6 protein-coding genes and 1 pseudogene are annotated in these 17,805 nt (G+C 43.8%); 3 read left to right on the top strand and 4 right to left on the bottom strand.

The features are described 5' to 3' along the window. A pseudogene (locus AC1DU2_RS29135) lies at positions 1-219 on the top strand (hypothetical protein); the annotation flags it as partial. 269 nt (positions 220-488) lie between these two features. Here the strand turns inward: AC1DU2_RS29135 and AC1DU2_RS29130 are convergent. After that, on the bottom strand, positions 489-4,643 hold the full coding sequence (locus AC1DU2_RS29130) for a hybrid sensor histidine kinase/response regulator (RefSeq protein ID WP_477388980.1): 4,155 nt from the start codon (positions 4,641-4,643) through the stop codon (positions 489-491). Positions 4,644-4,900: 257 nt separating this feature from the next. On the opposite strand from AC1DU2_RS29130, the gene AC1DU2_RS29125 reads away from it, so the two are divergent. After that, entirely contained in the window at positions 4,901-11,389 is a 6,489-nt protein-coding gene (locus tag AC1DU2_RS29125; RefSeq protein WP_477388978.1) for an alpha-2-macroglobulin family protein, read from the top strand. 45 nt (positions 11,390-11,434) lie between these two features. Then, positions 11,435-11,596: a hypothetical protein gene (locus AC1DU2_RS29120; RefSeq protein ID WP_477362169.1), complete on the top strand. Its 162-nt coding sequence runs from the start codon at positions 11,435-11,437 to the stop codon at positions 11,594-11,596. Positions 11,597-11,867: 271 nt separating this feature from the next. Here the strand turns inward: AC1DU2_RS29120 and AC1DU2_RS29115 are convergent, their stop codons facing one another. Genes AC1DU2_RS29115 through AC1DU2_RS29105 form a run of 3 tightly spaced genes read right to left on the bottom strand, consistent with a single transcriptional unit; the run spans position 11,868 to position 17,692 of the window. After that, positions 11,868-13,274, bottom strand: a complete 1,407-nt coding sequence (locus AC1DU2_RS29115) for an efflux transporter outer membrane subunit (protein WP_477388976.1) — start codon at positions 13,272-13,274, stop codon at positions 11,868-11,870. Positions 13,275-13,292: 18 nt separating this feature from the next. Further along, positions 13,293-16,451: an efflux RND transporter permease subunit gene (locus AC1DU2_RS29110; RefSeq protein WP_477362165.1), complete on the bottom strand. Its 3,159-nt coding sequence runs from the start codon at positions 16,449-16,451 to the stop codon at positions 13,293-13,295. A 41-nt stretch (positions 16,452-16,492) separates the two neighbouring features. Beyond that, entirely contained in the window at positions 16,493-17,692 is a 1,200-nt protein-coding gene (locus AC1DU2_RS29105; protein ID WP_477362163.1) for an efflux RND transporter periplasmic adaptor subunit, read from the bottom strand. Between the last annotated feature and the right edge of the window lie 113 nt (positions 17,693-17,805).

The following is a 17,805-nucleotide window of genomic DNA, read 5'->3' as shown; positions in this document are numbered from 1 at the left end:
GCCAATAAAAAAGTAAAGACGCTTCTGCATATGGCTGCACTGGTGGCGATTCAGTATAATGATGAACTAAGGCTTTACTACGAACGAAAAGTCAAAGTCGAAAAAAAGAGCAAAATGAGCGTAATTAATGCGGTCAGGAATAAACTTGTGCAGCGCATCTTCTCCTGTGTTAACCAAAACAGAAAGTATGAAAAAAATTATCTTAAATTAGTTGCATAGATCATAGAAATCGAGGTACGAAGCAATCCCCTACATGCAAAATCCCATATAGTTCGGGATTGCTTCGTGCCTCGCAATGACGGTAGTTTAGTGCACTCGTTTAACTATATCCGTTGCGCGTCATAACATTTTTTTTCAGGTTTTACCTGATAGATACTCGCAATGACGGTAGTTTAGAAGATTCGTTTAACTATATCCGTTGCACGTCATAACGATTTTTTCCAGGGTTATCCTGATAGGTACTCGCAATGACGGCAGTTTACACCACGCTAAGATTCTACCTCTTCAGCAGCCTCGGCGTACTTTGAAGGGATGGTATTGTACTCGGCTTTAAACATCTTCACAAAATACTTCTGGCTTTTGAAGCCTACTTTATGGCAAATTTGGGAGATGGTTAGATGGCCTGTTTCCAATAGCTGGGCGGCGCGTTTCAACCTCATCGACCGAACCAACTCGTTGGGAGTTTTGCCTGTCATGGCCAGGATTTTTTTGTAGAGGGTATACCTGCTTACAAAAACTTCGTTGCTCAATTCCTCTACCGAGAAATTGGGGTTGGAGATGTTACTATCAATCAAAATAAGCACCTTTTTCATAAACTGCTCGTCCGGCGAATCGATATGCATCTCAGTAGGGCTCACCTCAACCTGTTTGGTATAGGTTTTACGCATGCTTTCCTGCTGGCTCAGTATATTCCTGATTTTTGATTGTAGTATCTCGAAGTTAAAAGGCTTGGTAAGGTAATCTGTTGCACCGGTTTCCAATCCTTTTAATTGCTGGTCTTCGCCGGTTAAGGCAGTTAACAATATTACCGGGATATGCGAGGTGCGTTTATCATTTTTTATCTTTAGGCAAAGGTCGATACCGTTCATCTCGGGCATGCTGATATCGCTTACTATCAAATTAGGATGTTGCGCCAGGGCCTTTTGCCAGCCTTTTTTCCCGTTTTCAGCTTCAATCACATTGAATGCCGATTTTAGATTGTCCTTAATATAAAACCTGAAATCGTCATTGTCTTCAACCAATAATACTGTTGGCCTTTTGCCATCCCTGCTCTCTTTATTGGAATCGTTTTTGGGCAGGCTATATAACGGAGCAAGCTCGGTATCATGATCAAACGGCATCATCGTATCTGTTAAAACACTGATATCCAATTGCACCAGGGGCAATAAAACCGTAAAGCAGCTGCCCTGGTTAAATTCACTCTCAACATATATCTGCCCTTCGTGCAGCTTAACAAACTCCTTGGTTATGGATAGGCCTATACCGCTCCCCTGGTTAAGCATTGATCCGGGCAAGTCGTTCTGAAAAAAGGGATCGAAGATCCGGCCCAGTTTATCGGCAACAATCCCAATACCTGTATCAATAACTCTTATTTCTAATAATTGCTCAGCGGTATCCTTTTTATCAATCAGGTTAATTAAAACGCTTACCTGCCCTCCTTCATGGGTAAACTTATAGGCATTTGACAGCAGGTTGAACATGATCCGCTCTATTTTATCATGGTCAAAGCTTGTGTAGTAGGTGTCTATTTCCGAATCGAAAATAAAGCGGATGCTTTTTTGATCGGCCACATCGGTAAACGCAAACGAAAGGTCTTTTATAAAGCCAATGATGTCGCCGTTCATTTTATGCAGCTTTAATTCCTGGTACTCCATCTTCCTAAAATCAAGCAATTGATTTACCAGGTTTAGCAGCCGTTTAGCATTACGGTTTACCAGCATCAGCTGCCGTTGCACCTCAGGTTCGGCTATCTGTTTCAGGATCTTATCCACCGGGGCCATAATGAGCGATAGCGGGGTGCGAAACTCATGGCTTACATTGGTAAAAAATTTAATCTTCATTAAATCCAGCTCGTGCATCCGCTGCGCTTCTTCCCGCTCCTTCTCGATAGAAAATTGCGTACGTATTTTCTGGATACCCCTTCTTCTTAAATATAACAATGAGCCTACTGCCAATAATGTATATAAGATGTAAGCCCACGTGGTTTTCCAAAATGGCGGCGATATATTGATATTTAACGTAAGCTCCTTCCCCTTCCAGCTTTCGTTGCTGCCGGCGCGCACCCTAAACACATAGTCGCCCGGGTCAAGGTTGGTATAAGTGGCTTTGCGCACCTTGTTATCGGCGTTTATCCACCGCTTATCAAAACCGTCCATCCGGTATTGGTAATTTATTTTATCGGGGTTAAAATAATTAAGCGCCGCGAATTCGATAGCAAAAACGTTGTCATTATATTTTAGCTTAAGGTCTTTTAAATCCACGATAGACTGTGTTAAAATCACCGAGCCGTTCACCTTATCACCTACTTTTACCGACTGGTTAAAGATTTGTAAATCGGTAAAAACCAAATTTGGCGGATTGGTGCTATTCAGGATATTTGAAGGTCTGAAAATATTAAACCCGTTGCCGCCACCAAACAGCAGCTCCCCTTCCCTGGTTTTGTACGATGAGTTTTCGGTAAACTCGCGCCCTTGCAGCCCTTCGGTTTCATTGTAATTAACAAAACGAAACTTAAGCTTGCCGGCCGAACGATCGATAAAAATACTTGATAAACCATTCGGGGTACTTACCCATATATTATTACGGCTAAACTCCTGCATATCAATCACCGTATTATCGGGCAAGCCATCAAGCTTATTAATATTGGTAAATTTCCCGGTTTTGTAATCAAATATGCTGATGCCTTCTCGGGTACTTATCCAAATTAGGCCATCTTTATCTTCCAGTATATTATTGGTATTGTTGTTGATGAGGCTGTTGGGGTCCTTTTCGTCATGTAAGTAATGCAAAAACTGGTGGTCTTTTTTTACTAAAAGGTCTAAGCCGTAAGCCGTAACAATCCATAAATTTTTGCGCCTGTCTTCAATAACCGAACTGATGTAATTGGAGTGGATAGAGCTTTTATTCATATCTCCATCAAACCGGTATGTGGCAACCACATTCCGGTTTTTATCAAGCACATTTAAACCTGCCGACAAGGTGCCCACCAATAAGTTATGGTCGCTATCCTCGGTTATGGCGCAAACCCTATCTTCAGATATGCTGTTTGCATTGGCATCGTTATGCCGGTAATGTTTAAACACTTTGCCGTCAAAACAATCAAGGCCGCCATAATAGGTGCCTATCCAAAGTTTTTGCTCGTGATCAATAAATAGCTTTACTACAACATTGTTGGTAAGGCTGTTTTTATCGGCGGCGTTGTGCAGGTATTGTTTAAAGCTGCCTGTTTTCCTGTCCCAGTAAATCAGCCCGCCGCCGTTGGTGCCTATCCATATATCGCCCTGTTTGTCCTCAGCAAAACTATTTACGTCGCTAAAGGGCAGGCTGTTTTTATCAGAAAGGTGATGCGTGTAGCTGGCAAATTTTATAATATTCTGGTGATAATAACTTATCCCCCGTTTGTAACTGCCGCACCAGATAATGCCTATATCATCTACATAAACACAGGTGATGCTATTTTGACCTACTGTTTTATCATCATCTTCGCGGTTAAGCAGGTATTGAGTTGTAAAATCCTGTTTGTTAAGTAAATTAATCCCTCCATGATCTGTGGCAATCCAAATCCTGTTTTTCTGATCCTGGATAACATCCGATATAACATCGGTATTTATGGTGCCCGTGGCTTTTAAAATATGTTTAATTACTTTGTTTTTGGGGCTAATGAAAAATACACCTTTTGAATAACTGGGTACAAACGCCCAGATATCATCCTGCTTATCAATAAAAATTTTATAGGTGGTACTTAATGCCGCGGGCAACTGTTCAAGCTTCAACCGGTAATTAACCTTGTAGCTCTTAGGGTCCAGCCGCTCCAAAACGCCGGCGCCAGATATGAGCCATATATTCCCTTTTGAATCAACCGACAGATCGGTAACCAGGTTTGAATAAATAGATGTGGTATCCCCCTGTTTATGAAGCAGGTTGATGGTTTGCTTTGTTACAGGATCGTACTTAAAGATGCCCTGGTTAACGTTATGCTCTAAAAACCAAAAATTGCCTAACCTGTCTTTTTTTATAGCTAAAATGTACGTATCGTACACCTTAATTTTGTACATAAAATCCTTCAGGTTTTTGCTGAACTTTTCGGTAGCAGGGTCGTAAATATTAAAGCCTGTACGGGTTTCAATCCACAGTTTATCGTCCGGACCGGGGTTTATGCTTACAATGTAATCATCATCTAACGTAGTGGTATCGCCGGCAACGTGCTTAAAGCTTTTAAAACTATAACCATCGTACTTGTTTAAACCCGATAGCGTACCAAACCACATAAAGCCCTTTTTATCCTTATAAATACAGTTTACCTGGTTGTGCGACAGCCCTGCATTGATATCAAGATGCGAAAACCGGAACTGGGTATTTTGCGCGTTTACCTGGTTTAATATAAACTGCGTTAATATAAATAATAACAAAGCCCTGAGCTTCATGGCGGTATTCGGCGTAAATATTGGTTTATAATCCCGGAAAAATAATCTTAAAGATATAATTAATAAATCCCTAAAAAGAAATTTAATTGTTTAAAATACAATTTATAAAGATCAGGCATAACTGCTGATTACGTGAATACCATTTGATTTTAATTATTTATGAATTTACCTTTCATTTTGCATCTGGTAAATAATTAACAATTTTTAACAATCATATTTTGGTATTATTACCGTTATCCATCATATCCTCATTCCTTATGCCATCACAAACCTGCAAAACCCTGAAGTTCCTTTTTATTGCCTGTTTTTTATTTATAGCCCGGCCATCATCGGCCCAAACCAGCTATCATAACATCATATTTACTATCGACTCATTGACCGAGGTTGGCCTGCCAAAATCGGCATTGATGGAGGTTGATAAGCTTGATGCACTGGCACGCAAAGAAAATAACGTGCCGCAGATGGTACGCGCGGTTATTTACCATGCCAAATTCCTAACTTATTTGCAGGAAGATGCACTTGTGAGCGTTATTACCGCTTTGRAAGCCGATATAAGCCGCTCGTCTTACCCGGTTAAGCCGGTTTTACAATCGTTTTTGGCCGATATGTATTGGAACTACTACCAGCAAAACCGGTACACATTTGCAGGCAGGAGTAAACTGGAAGTTCCTGACATCGATTTCAGAAAATGGGACCTGGCAACTATTATTAATGAAACCACCAGGCTTTACCAATTATCATTACACGATGCCGACAGAGAGCAAAACACCTCGCTTGATATTTTAGACGGCCTTTTGCAAGGCGATAAAAACACCCGCTTTTTAAGACCTACGCTATACGATTTGCTTTTACACCGGGCGTCTGATTTTTTCCTGGCAGACGAGCCTGCACTTACCAAACCCAAAATGCCGTTTTCAATAAACGATCCGCGTTTTTTTGGCGATAGTAAAACCTTTGCTGCACTGGATGTCAAAACCACCGACACAGCGTCAACATTTTATCACGGCATCCGCCTGCTGCAACAGGGACTGGCGTTCCATCTGCAAAAAAATGACAGGAAGGCTATGGCCGACCTTGATATGAAAAGGCTCACTTTTTTGTATGATAAAGCTACACTGGGCAATAAAAACACCCTGTACCTTGCTGCTCTTAAAAATATCGCTGCCGATACTTCGGCAGGTGTTATTTGTGCAGATGCATTATTTGCTATTGGCAAATATTACGGTGATGTAGATAGCTTAACTACCGCCATGATTTACCTGCAAACGGCAATGACTGGCTACCCTAAAAGTCCAGGTGCACAACGCGCGGGCAACAGGATAAATGAAATTACCCAAAAAGAGTTACAGGTTAGTTTTGAGGATGTGAATTCGCCGGATATACCTATCCTGGCAGGGTTAAACTACCGCAATATTAGCAATGCGCGTTATCGTATTTATAAGGTTACAGATGCCCAGCTATCCTATATTGGAAAACTAGACGGGCACTATGGTTCTATCGGGACAGGTAAAAGCACTCTGGCTTTTATTAAAACCTTAAAAGCATTGCAAGACCAACAACTGAATCTGCCTGTAACCACCGATTTAAAGGCACACACTACCGAGTTTAAAATTGACGCGCTAAAACCGGGCAAGTACCTTTTATTGGCTACTGAGCAAAGCGGCAAAGATAGCCTTATCCAGCTGGGTATGTTTAAAGTAAGCAAGGTGGCGTATATGATGAGAACAAGGTCCGACAGAAAACGGGAGATTAAAGTAACTAACCGCGAAACAGGCGATATGCTGGCAGGTGCGACTATAACCATCACTTACAGCCCGGAGAGGTATAGAAATACAAAAAAGAAGCCGGTGGTTATCACCGGAGTAACGGATACTAACGGCACGTTTATTTTTGATTCAAAAGGCAATCAATATACTGCATCCATAAATTACCGGGGCGACCATTTAACAGATAACGAAAGAAATGAGATTTACTCGCCACAGCCTATCTTAAATAATGCACCCGTTATCAGAACCGTATTTTTTACCGACAGGCAAATTTATCGCCCAGGCCAAACCATTTACTTTAAAGCCATGGAGCTGCAAAGTGTAAACGGCAAAAGCAGTATTATGCCCCAAGCCGATCTGGATGTCAAATTAAGTGACCAAAACAATAAAGAGTTAGGCACCACCCAATTACAAACCAACGAATTTGGAACTGCGGCTTCCTCTTTTATCATTCCGCAAAACGTGCTGAATGGATGGCTAACCCTATTTACCGCCAACGGCAGGATGATGGTTAAAGTTGAAGAATATAAACGGCCGACTTTCAAGGTTGATTTTGAACCTTTTACACAGTTTTACAAACTTGGCGACAGTATTATAGTTAAAGGCAAGGTAAATGCATTTTCGGGCTATGGACTATCCGGCGCAAGGGTGGTTTATAATGTAACAAGAGTGCCGGAAATGCGACCGTACTTTGACGCCGCCAACCAGGGCCGGAGAATTATGTATGGCAATAATAACAAGATAGCGATAATTGCTATTGATACCATTAAAACCGACGAACAAGGCAACTTCAAATTTAAGTTTTTGGCCAACGGTCCGGATAACGAAAATAAGGGCCAAACCTGCCGGTTTAGCATACAGGCCAACGTTACCGATGCCAATAGCGAAACGCATTTTGCAACCAGTGAGATCACCATCAGCGATAATCCGATCCGGTTGGAGGTCGATGTACCCGAAAAAGCTATTGACAGCCAACATGCCAATGCCGCTTTAACCATTTTTAATAGCAACGATGAAAAACAAAATGGCAGAGCCAACATCAAAGTGTATGAATTGAAAGGCCCCGATGCATTTTTCAGAAACCGACTTTGGGATGTACCCGATCAATGGTTGATGAGCAAAACCGAATACGAAAAATACTTCCCCAACTTTGCCTATAACCACCAAAATGAATATTCGAACTGGCAACGCCAGGAAAAAACAGCCGACCTGGATATCGACATCCAAAAGAGCGGCAACAATATCGACCTAAACAAACTCCTTAAATCAACAGGCGGCGTATATGCATTGGTTATCAGCGCCAAAAACGTAAACGGCGATACAGCATCTGTAATTAAGTACATTAATTATATTGCCAATAAAGCCCCTATACAAAAAGCCGAAGATTGGGTGACAGCCCAAACTACCTCCGTTGCAGCCAGGGAGCCCGCAACTTTTTATATAGGAATTGGCAAAGCCTGCAAGGTGCTTTTTGAAACGTATGATGGCCCCACACTGCTATCATCGCAACTATTGCAACTACAGGCAGGTGCGCCGCAAAAAATAAGCGTACCCGTGGTGCCCACCAGCAAAAATGCATTTACTGTACAATTTGAAATGATAAACGGCAACAGGCAATACCAATATTACCAACGCATTACGGTAAAAGACACGGTTAAGCCCTTAAACATCCGTTTTTTAACCATGCGCGACAAGCTGCAACCAGGCGAAAAAGAGCAATGGAAACTGCAGATAGACGGAGGCGACAACAAACAAACATCCGAGTTGCTGGCAGGTTTGTATGATGCCTCGCTGGATGATATTACCCGGCCGTTAAGCTGGCAAACCGATTTTGCCGAGTACCAGTATATGGCCCGCTATTTTGAGTGGGAAACCATACCGCCATCGGCCAATGATAACACTTCAGGAGACCAGCCATACCAGCCCTATTATGACGAAACCGGCCGAAATTATGAATCCATAGATAATTTAGGTTTTAACTACGATGGCGGCGATAATTATTTTTACAGCGGTAATAACGAAGGCATTGCGCCAGATAAAAAGAACGCGCTGAGCAATAAACAAATTGAAGCCAGGTATATGAGCAATGCCAGGCTTGTTAAAGGCGGCTACGATGTAATAGGCAAAGTTACCTGGAGGGGCAGAGTCGCTTCGGGGATAAAAATCGGCATCAGTAATTCAACTATAAGCACAACCATCAACGCATACGGGTATTTCAGGATCAAAGTACCTGCCGGGTCGATATTAACATTCAGCGGTAAGGGTTATGTAAGCAGGAAAATACGGCCGGTTAAGGGCGTAAAAATGATAGTGCTCATGAAAATCCCCATGGATATGCGCAGAGAATTGGCATTGGCCGATCCTGGTGTTAAAAGCCAGGAAGGCGACCCTAACCAGGATATCAGGATAGATGAGCCGGTTGGAAATGCTGATATTAAACAGGAGGTAGAGGAAGGCACATCATATTTCGCAGCTCCTCCGAGCACCAATCAAACAGTACGTTTTCCCCCTCCCGTAATAAAATATGATAATGAGATACGGTCTGATAGTATTACTTTACGGGAAATACAAACCAAACCCGGCCAGAAATTTGATAAGGAACTTCTTATCCGTACAGCAAGAGAACTTGCTGCAGCACCCATAGTCACCCGCAAAAACTTTAATGAAACCGCCTTCTTTTACCCCCAATTGCATACTGACAATAACGGACAGCTGCTGATTGATTTTACCGTACCGGAATCATTAACCCGCTGGAAGTTCAGGGGCTTTGCGCATAATAAGGATTTGCAAAGCGGCTACATTGAACAGGAAGTTATCACCCAGAAAAAAATGACGATCAGCGCCAACATGCCGCGCTTTTTGCGCGAGGGCGATACGCTGGTGGTTTCGGCACGGGTTGTGAATCTATCAAACCAACATTTGAAAGGGCAAGCTAAACTGGAATTTACCAATGCGGTTACCTTGCAGCCCGTAGCGCTTTTTGGCAAATCAAAATATGCCGAACAGCCTTTTGAGCTGGACAGCACATCAACCGGGGCCGTATCTTTTAAACTGGTTATCCCTGCCGGTTTGGAGGCCCTCACCTATCGTTTAACAGCCTCAGCGGGCAGTTATACCGACGGTGAAGAAAACACGCTACCCGTGCTCCCCAACAGCATGCTGGTTACCGAAACCATGCCCATGATGGTTCGCCCCGGCCAAACCAAAAATTTCACGTTTGATAAACTGGTTAATCAAAACAGCAGCACCCTAACCAATAAAACGTTGACCCTTGAATATACCCAAAACCCAGCCTGGACAGCTGTACAGGCGCTACCCTACCTGATGGAATTCCCTTACGAATGTTCGGAACAAATTTTTAGCCGGTTTTATGCCAATAGCTTTGCGGTGAATATCGTGAACCATTACCCGCAGATAAAAAAGGTATTTGAACAGTGGAAAGCCGCAGATTCAAAAGTCCTGCTATCCAACCTCGAAAAAAATCCGGAGCTGAAATCGGTATTGCTGGAAGAAACCCCATGGCTGCAGGATGCCGTTGACGAAACCGAACAGAAAAAACGAATCGCCCTTCTTTTCGACCTGAATAAAATGAGCTATGAGCTGAATGCCAATTTAAACAAGCTGCAACAAAAACAATTGCAAAACGGCGGCTTCCCCTGGTTTGCGGGCGATTTTTCTGACCGGTATATTACCCAGCATATCCTGGCAGGCATTGGTCAGCTTGTTAAACTTAACATTGCGGATAAAAACGATGCATCGTTGGCGCGCATAAGCACCAATGCTGTCCGATATATTGATAATGAAATTAAAACTGATGAAGCTGCCGCAAAAAAGAACATCAAAAATTATATGGTCCGGGATATCAATTCCACCGAAATTCATGCCTGGTATGCATTAAGCTACTTTAAAAACAGAGAAACAAGTACAGAGATAAACATCATCCGGGCCCATTACCTGGCCCGGGCAGGCAGGCAATGGGCACAGCAACCAGAATTTGAAAAGGCCATGATAGCGCTTACCCTCTATCGTTTTGATGAAAAGGAAACCGCCGCCCAGATCATCAAATCGCTACTGGAAACCGCCCAACAATCAGATGAATTGGGCATGTATTGGGCTACTAACAAGCCGGGGTATTATTGGTACCAGTCGCCGGTTGAAACGCAATCGCTGATGATCGAACTGTTTACCGAAGCGGGCAATAATACAAAAGCCGTGGAGGAAATGAAAATATGGCTGTTGCGCAACAAACAAACCAACAACTGGCGCACCACCAAAGCTACAGCAGCAGCCTGCTACGCTTTGCTGATTAAAGGCGACAATATAATTGCCAACACCACCCAAATCAATATCAGCTTAAACAACAAACCGCTGGCCGCATTAAAGCCCGGCATTAAAGCCGAAGCCGGCACCGGCTATTTGAAAACCACCTGGGTTGATGAGCAGGTGAAGCCGGCATTTGGTCATGTGCAGGTAAGTAACAGCAGCAAAACTATTAACTGGGGGGCTATGTACTGGCAGTATACCGAAAAGCTGGATAAGATAACGCCATCAAACACCAACGTTCAGTTGGAGCGCAAGTACTTTATTCAAAAACAAACTGATGCCGGGCCAATACTTACTGCGGTTGATGCAGCCCACCAACCTAAAACAGGTGATGTACTAAAAGTAGTAGTTTACCTTACGGCCGATCGTGATTTTGACTACATCCAACTGAAAGACATGCGCCCCGCCGGTACCGAGCCAATGGAAACCCTATCGACCTATAAATACCAGGATGGCTTGTACTATTACCAGGTAAGTAAAGATGTGGCCACCAATTTTTTTATAAGTGCACTAAAAAAAGGAAACTATGTATTTGAATATACACTGCGTGTGGTACAACCGGGCAATTACGCAACCGGCGTTACCAGCCTGCAAAGCATGTATGCGCCCGAATTTAATGCCCATACCGAAGGCCGGCGGATAGAATTTAAACCATAAAGAAAAACCAACCGGCTTTGGCACGGAATTGGTATCAACTAAATCATGCAGATAGTACACATCAATACCGGAAAGAAAGTTAAAAAGATCAAGAATTCAATTGTTGATTTATTTACAAGGGAAGTGATAACACTTAAGGCCATTCACAATCAATTGCTTGGTAATAAACAGGCTGATACATCGCAATTCACGGGCTTCATTGCCTGATCATCATATACCATCTACCTATGAAAATGAGCTTCTTTTTAAGAAGCTTTTTTTGTTTTAAGGGTTGCAGAAATCAATGCCCTAAGCAACCGTCGTCATAAAAATTAAGCAATCGAGAACTGTGCATCTTTGCGAGGAAGGCAGGCGACGAGATTGCCACGCTATCGCTCGCAATGACAAATTGGTTTCCGTAAATACAATAAGTTGTTAACCACTATCCGTTGTATCTTTTTACACCCACAATGTATTGCAAAATAACATACACCTGCTATTACCGCCAGCCGCCGCCTAAGGCTCGGTATAAATTCACTACCGCCTGTAGCTCCTGTAGCCTGTCGTTAACGCCGCTTAGCTGTGCGGCCAGCAGGTTTTGTTCAGATGTTAATACATCGGTATAATTGGTGGCCGAGCTATACCTTAACAACTCCTGTGTGTACTCAACCGATTTTTGCAAAGCGATGATCTGCTTGCCGCGGGCATCCTGTTTTTCAAGCGCGGTTTGGTGCGCATATAAAGCGTTGGATACCTCCTGTCCTGCTACCAGCAATGTTTTCTGGAAGCTGTTAAGTGCTTCCTGCTGCTGCGCCTGCGCGGTGCGTAAACGGGCTTTATTAAGTCCCTGGTTAAAAATGGGCTGGGTTAAGCCTGCCGCTATGTTGTAAAATATAGAATTGACAAAAAAGTCTTTTAACTGTAAGGTGGATAAGCCTCCTGATGCCGTGATGGTAAACGATGGATAAAAATACGTTTTAGCCACGTTGGTATTCTCAAACGCAGCGCGGAAAGCGTACTCGCTTTGCTGTACATCCGGGCGGTTAGTGAGCAATTGTGTTGGGATGCCCGCCTGTAATTCGGCGGCCATGTTCTGGGTGGCCAAACTACTACGGTTAACCGCGCCCGGCGGCCTTGATAACAGGATATCCAAAGCATTTTCGGTTTCGCGGATACTGCGCTTTAAATCGGGAATCGATACTTCGGCGGCATAGCGGTTGGCTTCACTTTGCACCACCGCTGCCCCGGTTACCACAGCACCAGCCTTAAGCTCCTTCATGGTTTCCACGTCTTTAATGCGATTTTTAAGCGTTTCAAGAGTAATTTCCAACTGCCTGTCCAATGCCAGCAGGGTAAAATAATTATTGGCAATATCGGCAATCAATTGCGTTTGCACGGCCCGCTTAGCGGCATCGGTTTGCAAAAAAACAGCCAGCGCAGCACGTTTAGTGCTGCTTAGTTTACCCCAAACATCGGCCTCCCATGAGGTTGTTAAACCGGCCTGGTAAGTGGTAGTTAAAGTATTAACAATTGTACCGGCAGGATAATTTAAGCCTGCTGATGATTGTTTTGACCGGGTTACACCTACGTTGCCGCTTAACGACGGATAAAACGCGGCTTTGCTTTGCTGCAATGTGGCCTGCGCTTCCAGTATCCGCTGAACAGCGGTTTTAAGGTCAAGGTTATTATTCAGCCCTTCCTGTATCAGTGATTTAAGTATGGTATCGGCAAAAAGTTTTTGCCAGGGCATGGCCGCTATGGTAGTGGTATCATTAGTTTGCCCATCGCGGTAAAGCCCGGTTGTGCCTATATCCGGCCGGTTATACGTTTTGGTTACTTTACATGATAGCATAACGCTAAATAGTAGCGTAAAGGGCAATATATATTTGAAACTCCGTTTGTTCATTTTATATCTTTTACTAAATTAACGGGCAGGTACTACTTCCGCCTCATCATCTTCATCTTCGGGTTTTGGTTTACGACCAACTTTTTCCTGCAGGGATTGGAAAATGATAAATAGTATCGGGATTACAAACACCCCAAATACCGTCCCCACAAACATCCCTCCTACAGCGCCCGTACCTATGGATTTATTGCCATTTGCACCGGCCCCTGTCGAAAACATCAATGGCATAATACCAAATATGAAGGCAAAAGACGTCATCAGGATGGGGCGCAAACGGGCTTCGGCACCGGCAATGGCAGCGGGTATTAAATCCATACCTGCCCGGCGTCGCTCTAAAGCAAATTCTACAATCAGGATAGCGTTCTTTGCCAGCAAACCGATGAGCATAATGAGCGAAATTTGCAGGTAAATGTTACTGCCGATATCAAAAATCCAGGCAAACAGGTACGTACCGGCCAGGCCAACAGGCAGCGACAATAATACTGCGAATGGCAGGATATAGCTTTCATATTGCGCACTAAGTAAAAAGTACACAAACACCAGGCAAAGCATAAATATATAAGCCGATTGCGTGCCGGTGCTCAATTCTTCGCGGGTAAGGCCCGAAAATTCAAAATCGTACCCGGCAGGCAGCGTTTGTTTGGCAACTTCATTAATAGCCTTTATAGCATCACCGGTACTGTACCCCGGATTTGGAGAGCCGGAAACCGATATGGCCGTAAATAAGTTAAACCTTGAAATAGACTCGGGACCAAATACCCTTTTCAGTGTAATAAACGATGTTATTGGCGCCATGGCACCAGCCGCGTTGCGTACAAATATTTTACTCAGGCCAATTTCGTTGGCCCTGTAATCATAATCTGCCTGTACCATAACCCGGTATTGCTTGCCAAACTCATTAAAGTTTGAGGCGTATAAACCGCCGTAATAACCTTGCAGGGTATTTAATACACCTGTTACCGTTACACCAGCCTCCTTACATTTTGCTACATTAACATCTACCTGGAACTGCGGAAAGTTTGGATTAAATGATGAGTTAAGGTTTTGGATCTCCTTACGTTTTTTTAATGCCGCCTGGAAGGTATTACTTACCTTATACAATTCATCAACAGTATGGCCGCCTTTATCCTGTAGCTGAAACTCAAAACCGTCGCTGTTACCAAACCCCTGTAAGGTCGGCGGCGAAAAGTAAAACACATTCGCCTCGCGCATGTCTTTTGTTTTTGCCGAAAGCTGGGTGATAATACTTTGCAGGCTTTGGCTTTTATCTTTACGTTGGTCCCAGCCCTTCAGCTTCATGATCACCATGGCGTAGGCGCTGCCCGAGCCGGCGATAAAGTTAAAGCCCACCAATTTAAGCGTATTAACTACCGATGGGATGGTATGGCCAATACTGTCTATCTTATTGGCTACCGCATCGGTACGTTCCATTGACGAGGCAGGCGGCAGGCTGATGGCAGCAAACACTGTCCCCTGGTCTTCATTAGGCACAAAGCTGGATGGGGTTGTTTTAACCAGGTAAATCAGGATGGACGAAAACACCACCACCGCCGCAAGGGCAATCCATTTGCGACCGGCCAAAAAGTTTACCGATTTTTTATATTTATTGGTTACCGCATCAAACGAGGTATTAAACACCACGTAAAAATGATTGATGAAACCATGTTTCTTTGTCCCTTTTTCATGTGGTTTTAAAAACAGTGCGCATAATGCCGGGCTTAAGGTTAGGGCATTTACAGCCGATAGCAAAATGGCTACAGCCAGCGTAATACCAAACTGCTTATAAAATACGCCTGTAGAGCCCGAAATAAACGTAACGGGTAAAAATACCGCCGACATAACCAGCGTGATGGAAACGATAGCGCCCGAAATTTCGTTCATAGCATCTACAGATGCTTTCCGGGCCGATTTATAACCCTGATCAAGCTTGGCGTGTACAGCTTCTACCACTACAATAGCGTCATCTACCACAATGCCTATTGCCAGCACCAGCGCAAAAAGGGTAAGCAGGTTAATAGTGAAGCCAAACAGGTTAAGGAAAAAGAAGGTACCCACAATAGCCACGGGCACCGCAATAGCCGGGATTAACGTTGACCGAAAATCCTGCAAAAACACAAACACTACTATAAATACCAGGATAAATGCTTCTATCAATGTACTGATCACCTTTTCTATCGAGGCATCAAGGAAACTGTTGGCATCAACCAGGTAAGTTATTTTCATCCCCTTAGGGAATTTTTCGGCAGCGGCCTCCAGGATTTTTTTCGATTCATTGATCACATCGCGGGCGTTTGACCCTGCTGTTTGGCTGATAGCCACCCCTACCGAAGGCAACCTGTTGGTTTGTATCTCGAAAGAATAATCTAACGAACCCAACTCAACACGTGCCACATCATTCAAGCGCAACATCTGCCCGTTACCTACCGATTTGATGATGATATCGCCAAATTCGGCGGCGGTTTTTAGCCGGCCTTTATAGCGGATAACATACTGGAAGGATTGCTTGCTGTTTTCGCCAAATTTGCCCGGGGCGGCCTCTATATTCTGCTCGTTGAGCGCTTCGGTAATATCATCAGGTATAAGATTATAGCGCGACATCACATCGGGTTTTAGCCAGATGCGCATAGAATAATCTTTTGAGCCAAACACGTTGGCATTACCAACCCCGGTGACCCGCTGAATTTGTGGCACCAGGTTTATTTTGGCGTAATTTTGCAGAAAAGTTTCGTCGTAAGTTTTATTCTCGCTGTATAACGAAAAGATAATCAGGTTACTGCTTTGGCTTTTGGCTACCGTAACACCGGATTGCGTAACCACCAATGGCAGCAAACTTGTAGCCCTTGATACCCTGTTCTGTACGTTTACCGCAGCCAGATCGGGATTGGTGCCAACCTTAAAATATACGGTGATTGATGCCGAACCATCGTTACTGGCAGATGAAGTCATGTAGGTCATGTTCTCTACCCCGTTTATCTGCTCCTCCATCGGAATGATCACACTTTTGAGCACCACATCGGCGTTGGCGCCGCTATAAAAGGCCTCTACCTGTACAGTAGGTGGTGCGATATCCGGGTATTGCGAAATTGGTAAGTTTATTAACCCTAAAATACCCAGTATTACCAGCAAAACCGAAATTACGGTGGATAGTACCGGGCGTTCTATAAATTTTTTAAGCATAGTATAGCTGTTGTAAATGAATTGAGGGATAAGAAACGATATTATTTGACGCCGCCGTAAACCGAACCGGCGCTAACTTCATTTGGCTTAATTTCGGTACCATCCTGCAGGTTACCCGAGCTTTCCAGCACAATTTTATCGCCGGCCTTTAAGCCATCGGTAACTACATAAAACTGGCCGGCCGTATTATCCATCACTTTAATGGCTACATTTTTTATTTTATGCTGATCATCAACCACGTAAACAAAACGTTTGTCCTGCAATTCATAAGTGGCGCTTTCGGGCACCAGTAAAGCCGATTTTACAACATTCGGGATGCGTACTACCGCACTGCTGCCACTGCGGATAAGGCCGCGCGGGTTTGCAAAATCAGCACGTACGTTGGCTGCACCGGTTGCTGTATTAATTAAACCGTTCACCGTTTCAACTTTACCGGCATGCTCATAAGTACTACCATCAGACAATATCAGCGAAACCGCGGGCAACTGGCTTAGCTTGGTTTTAAAAGACGTTTTATTTGTACTATCGCGACTAAAACCAAGCAGTTGCTTTTCGTTCATGGCAAAATATACGTAAACATTTGAGGTGTTGTAAACCGTGGTTAGCGGGTCGGTTGTGCTGCTGGTTACCAGGCTGCCCAATTTGTAGGGTAACGCGCCTATAACGCCATTCACAGGGCTGGTGATGGTAGTGTACCCTAAATTTACTTTTGCATTTACCAATGCCGCTTTAGCCTGGGCCAACGCCGCCGCTTTTGATTGCTGCGTATACTCGGCCGATTCCAGTTCATAGTGGCTGATGATGTCTTTCTCCACCAGTGGTTTTACCTTATTCACTTGCATTTTGGCAAGTGCAAGATCAGCTTCGGCGGTTTTAATACCAGCCTCGGCGGTACGCACCTCCTGCTCATATTGCGGGGCATTAATTTTAAAAAGCAATTGCCCTTTGGTTACAACGGCGCCTTCATCAACATAAATTTTTTCAACATAACCATCAACCTTCGGCCTTATTTCGATATTTTGCTGCCCCTGTATACTGGCAGGGTAATCAACATTCAACGTGGCCTGGCGCGGTTGAACCTGCACTACTTTGTAATCCAACACCTGTTGTGCCTGGCCGGCGGCCTGCTTATTTTTATTACCACACGATGCGGTTACTAAAACAATGGCCGGCAATAAAGACAGGGCATTAAAAAAACGTTTTGTTTGGATTTTTTTGGAAGACAGGATAAGCAACATCATTATAAATTAAATCATCAACACCACCGCGCACGGCAAAGCGGCCGCTAAATTCGGATATAGTTTCAATATAGATGCCTAAGCGGGCTATATTGTTACAGTAGGAATGAAAGATT

This window comes from Mucilaginibacter sp. P4_C11 (genome assembly GCF_056402115.1).
Note: the sequence above shows the minus strand (reverse complement) of the source record. Positions and strands in the feature narration are given on the sequence as shown.

What these genes read in the sequence shown, in the direction of transcription:
- AC1DU2_RS29105 (WP_477362163.1), bottom strand. Translation starts at nt 17,692, where the DNA reads ATGATGTTGCTTATCCTGTCTTCCAAAAAAATCCAAACAAAACGTTTT.
- AC1DU2_RS29115 (WP_477388976.1), bottom strand. Translation starts at nt 13,274, where the DNA reads ATGAACAAACGGAGTTTCAAATATATATTGCCCTTTACGCTACTATTT.
- AC1DU2_RS29130 (WP_477388980.1), bottom strand. Translation starts at nt 4,643, where the DNA reads ATGAAGCTCAGGGCTTTGTTATTATTTATATTAACGCAGTTTATATTA.
- AC1DU2_RS29120 (WP_477362169.1), top strand. Translation starts at nt 11,435, where the DNA reads ATGCAGATAGTACACATCAATACCGGAAAGAAAGTTAAAAAGATCAAG.
- AC1DU2_RS29110 (WP_477362165.1), bottom strand. Translation starts at nt 16,451, where the DNA reads ATGCTTAAAAAATTTATAGAACGCCCGGTACTATCCACCGTAATTTCG.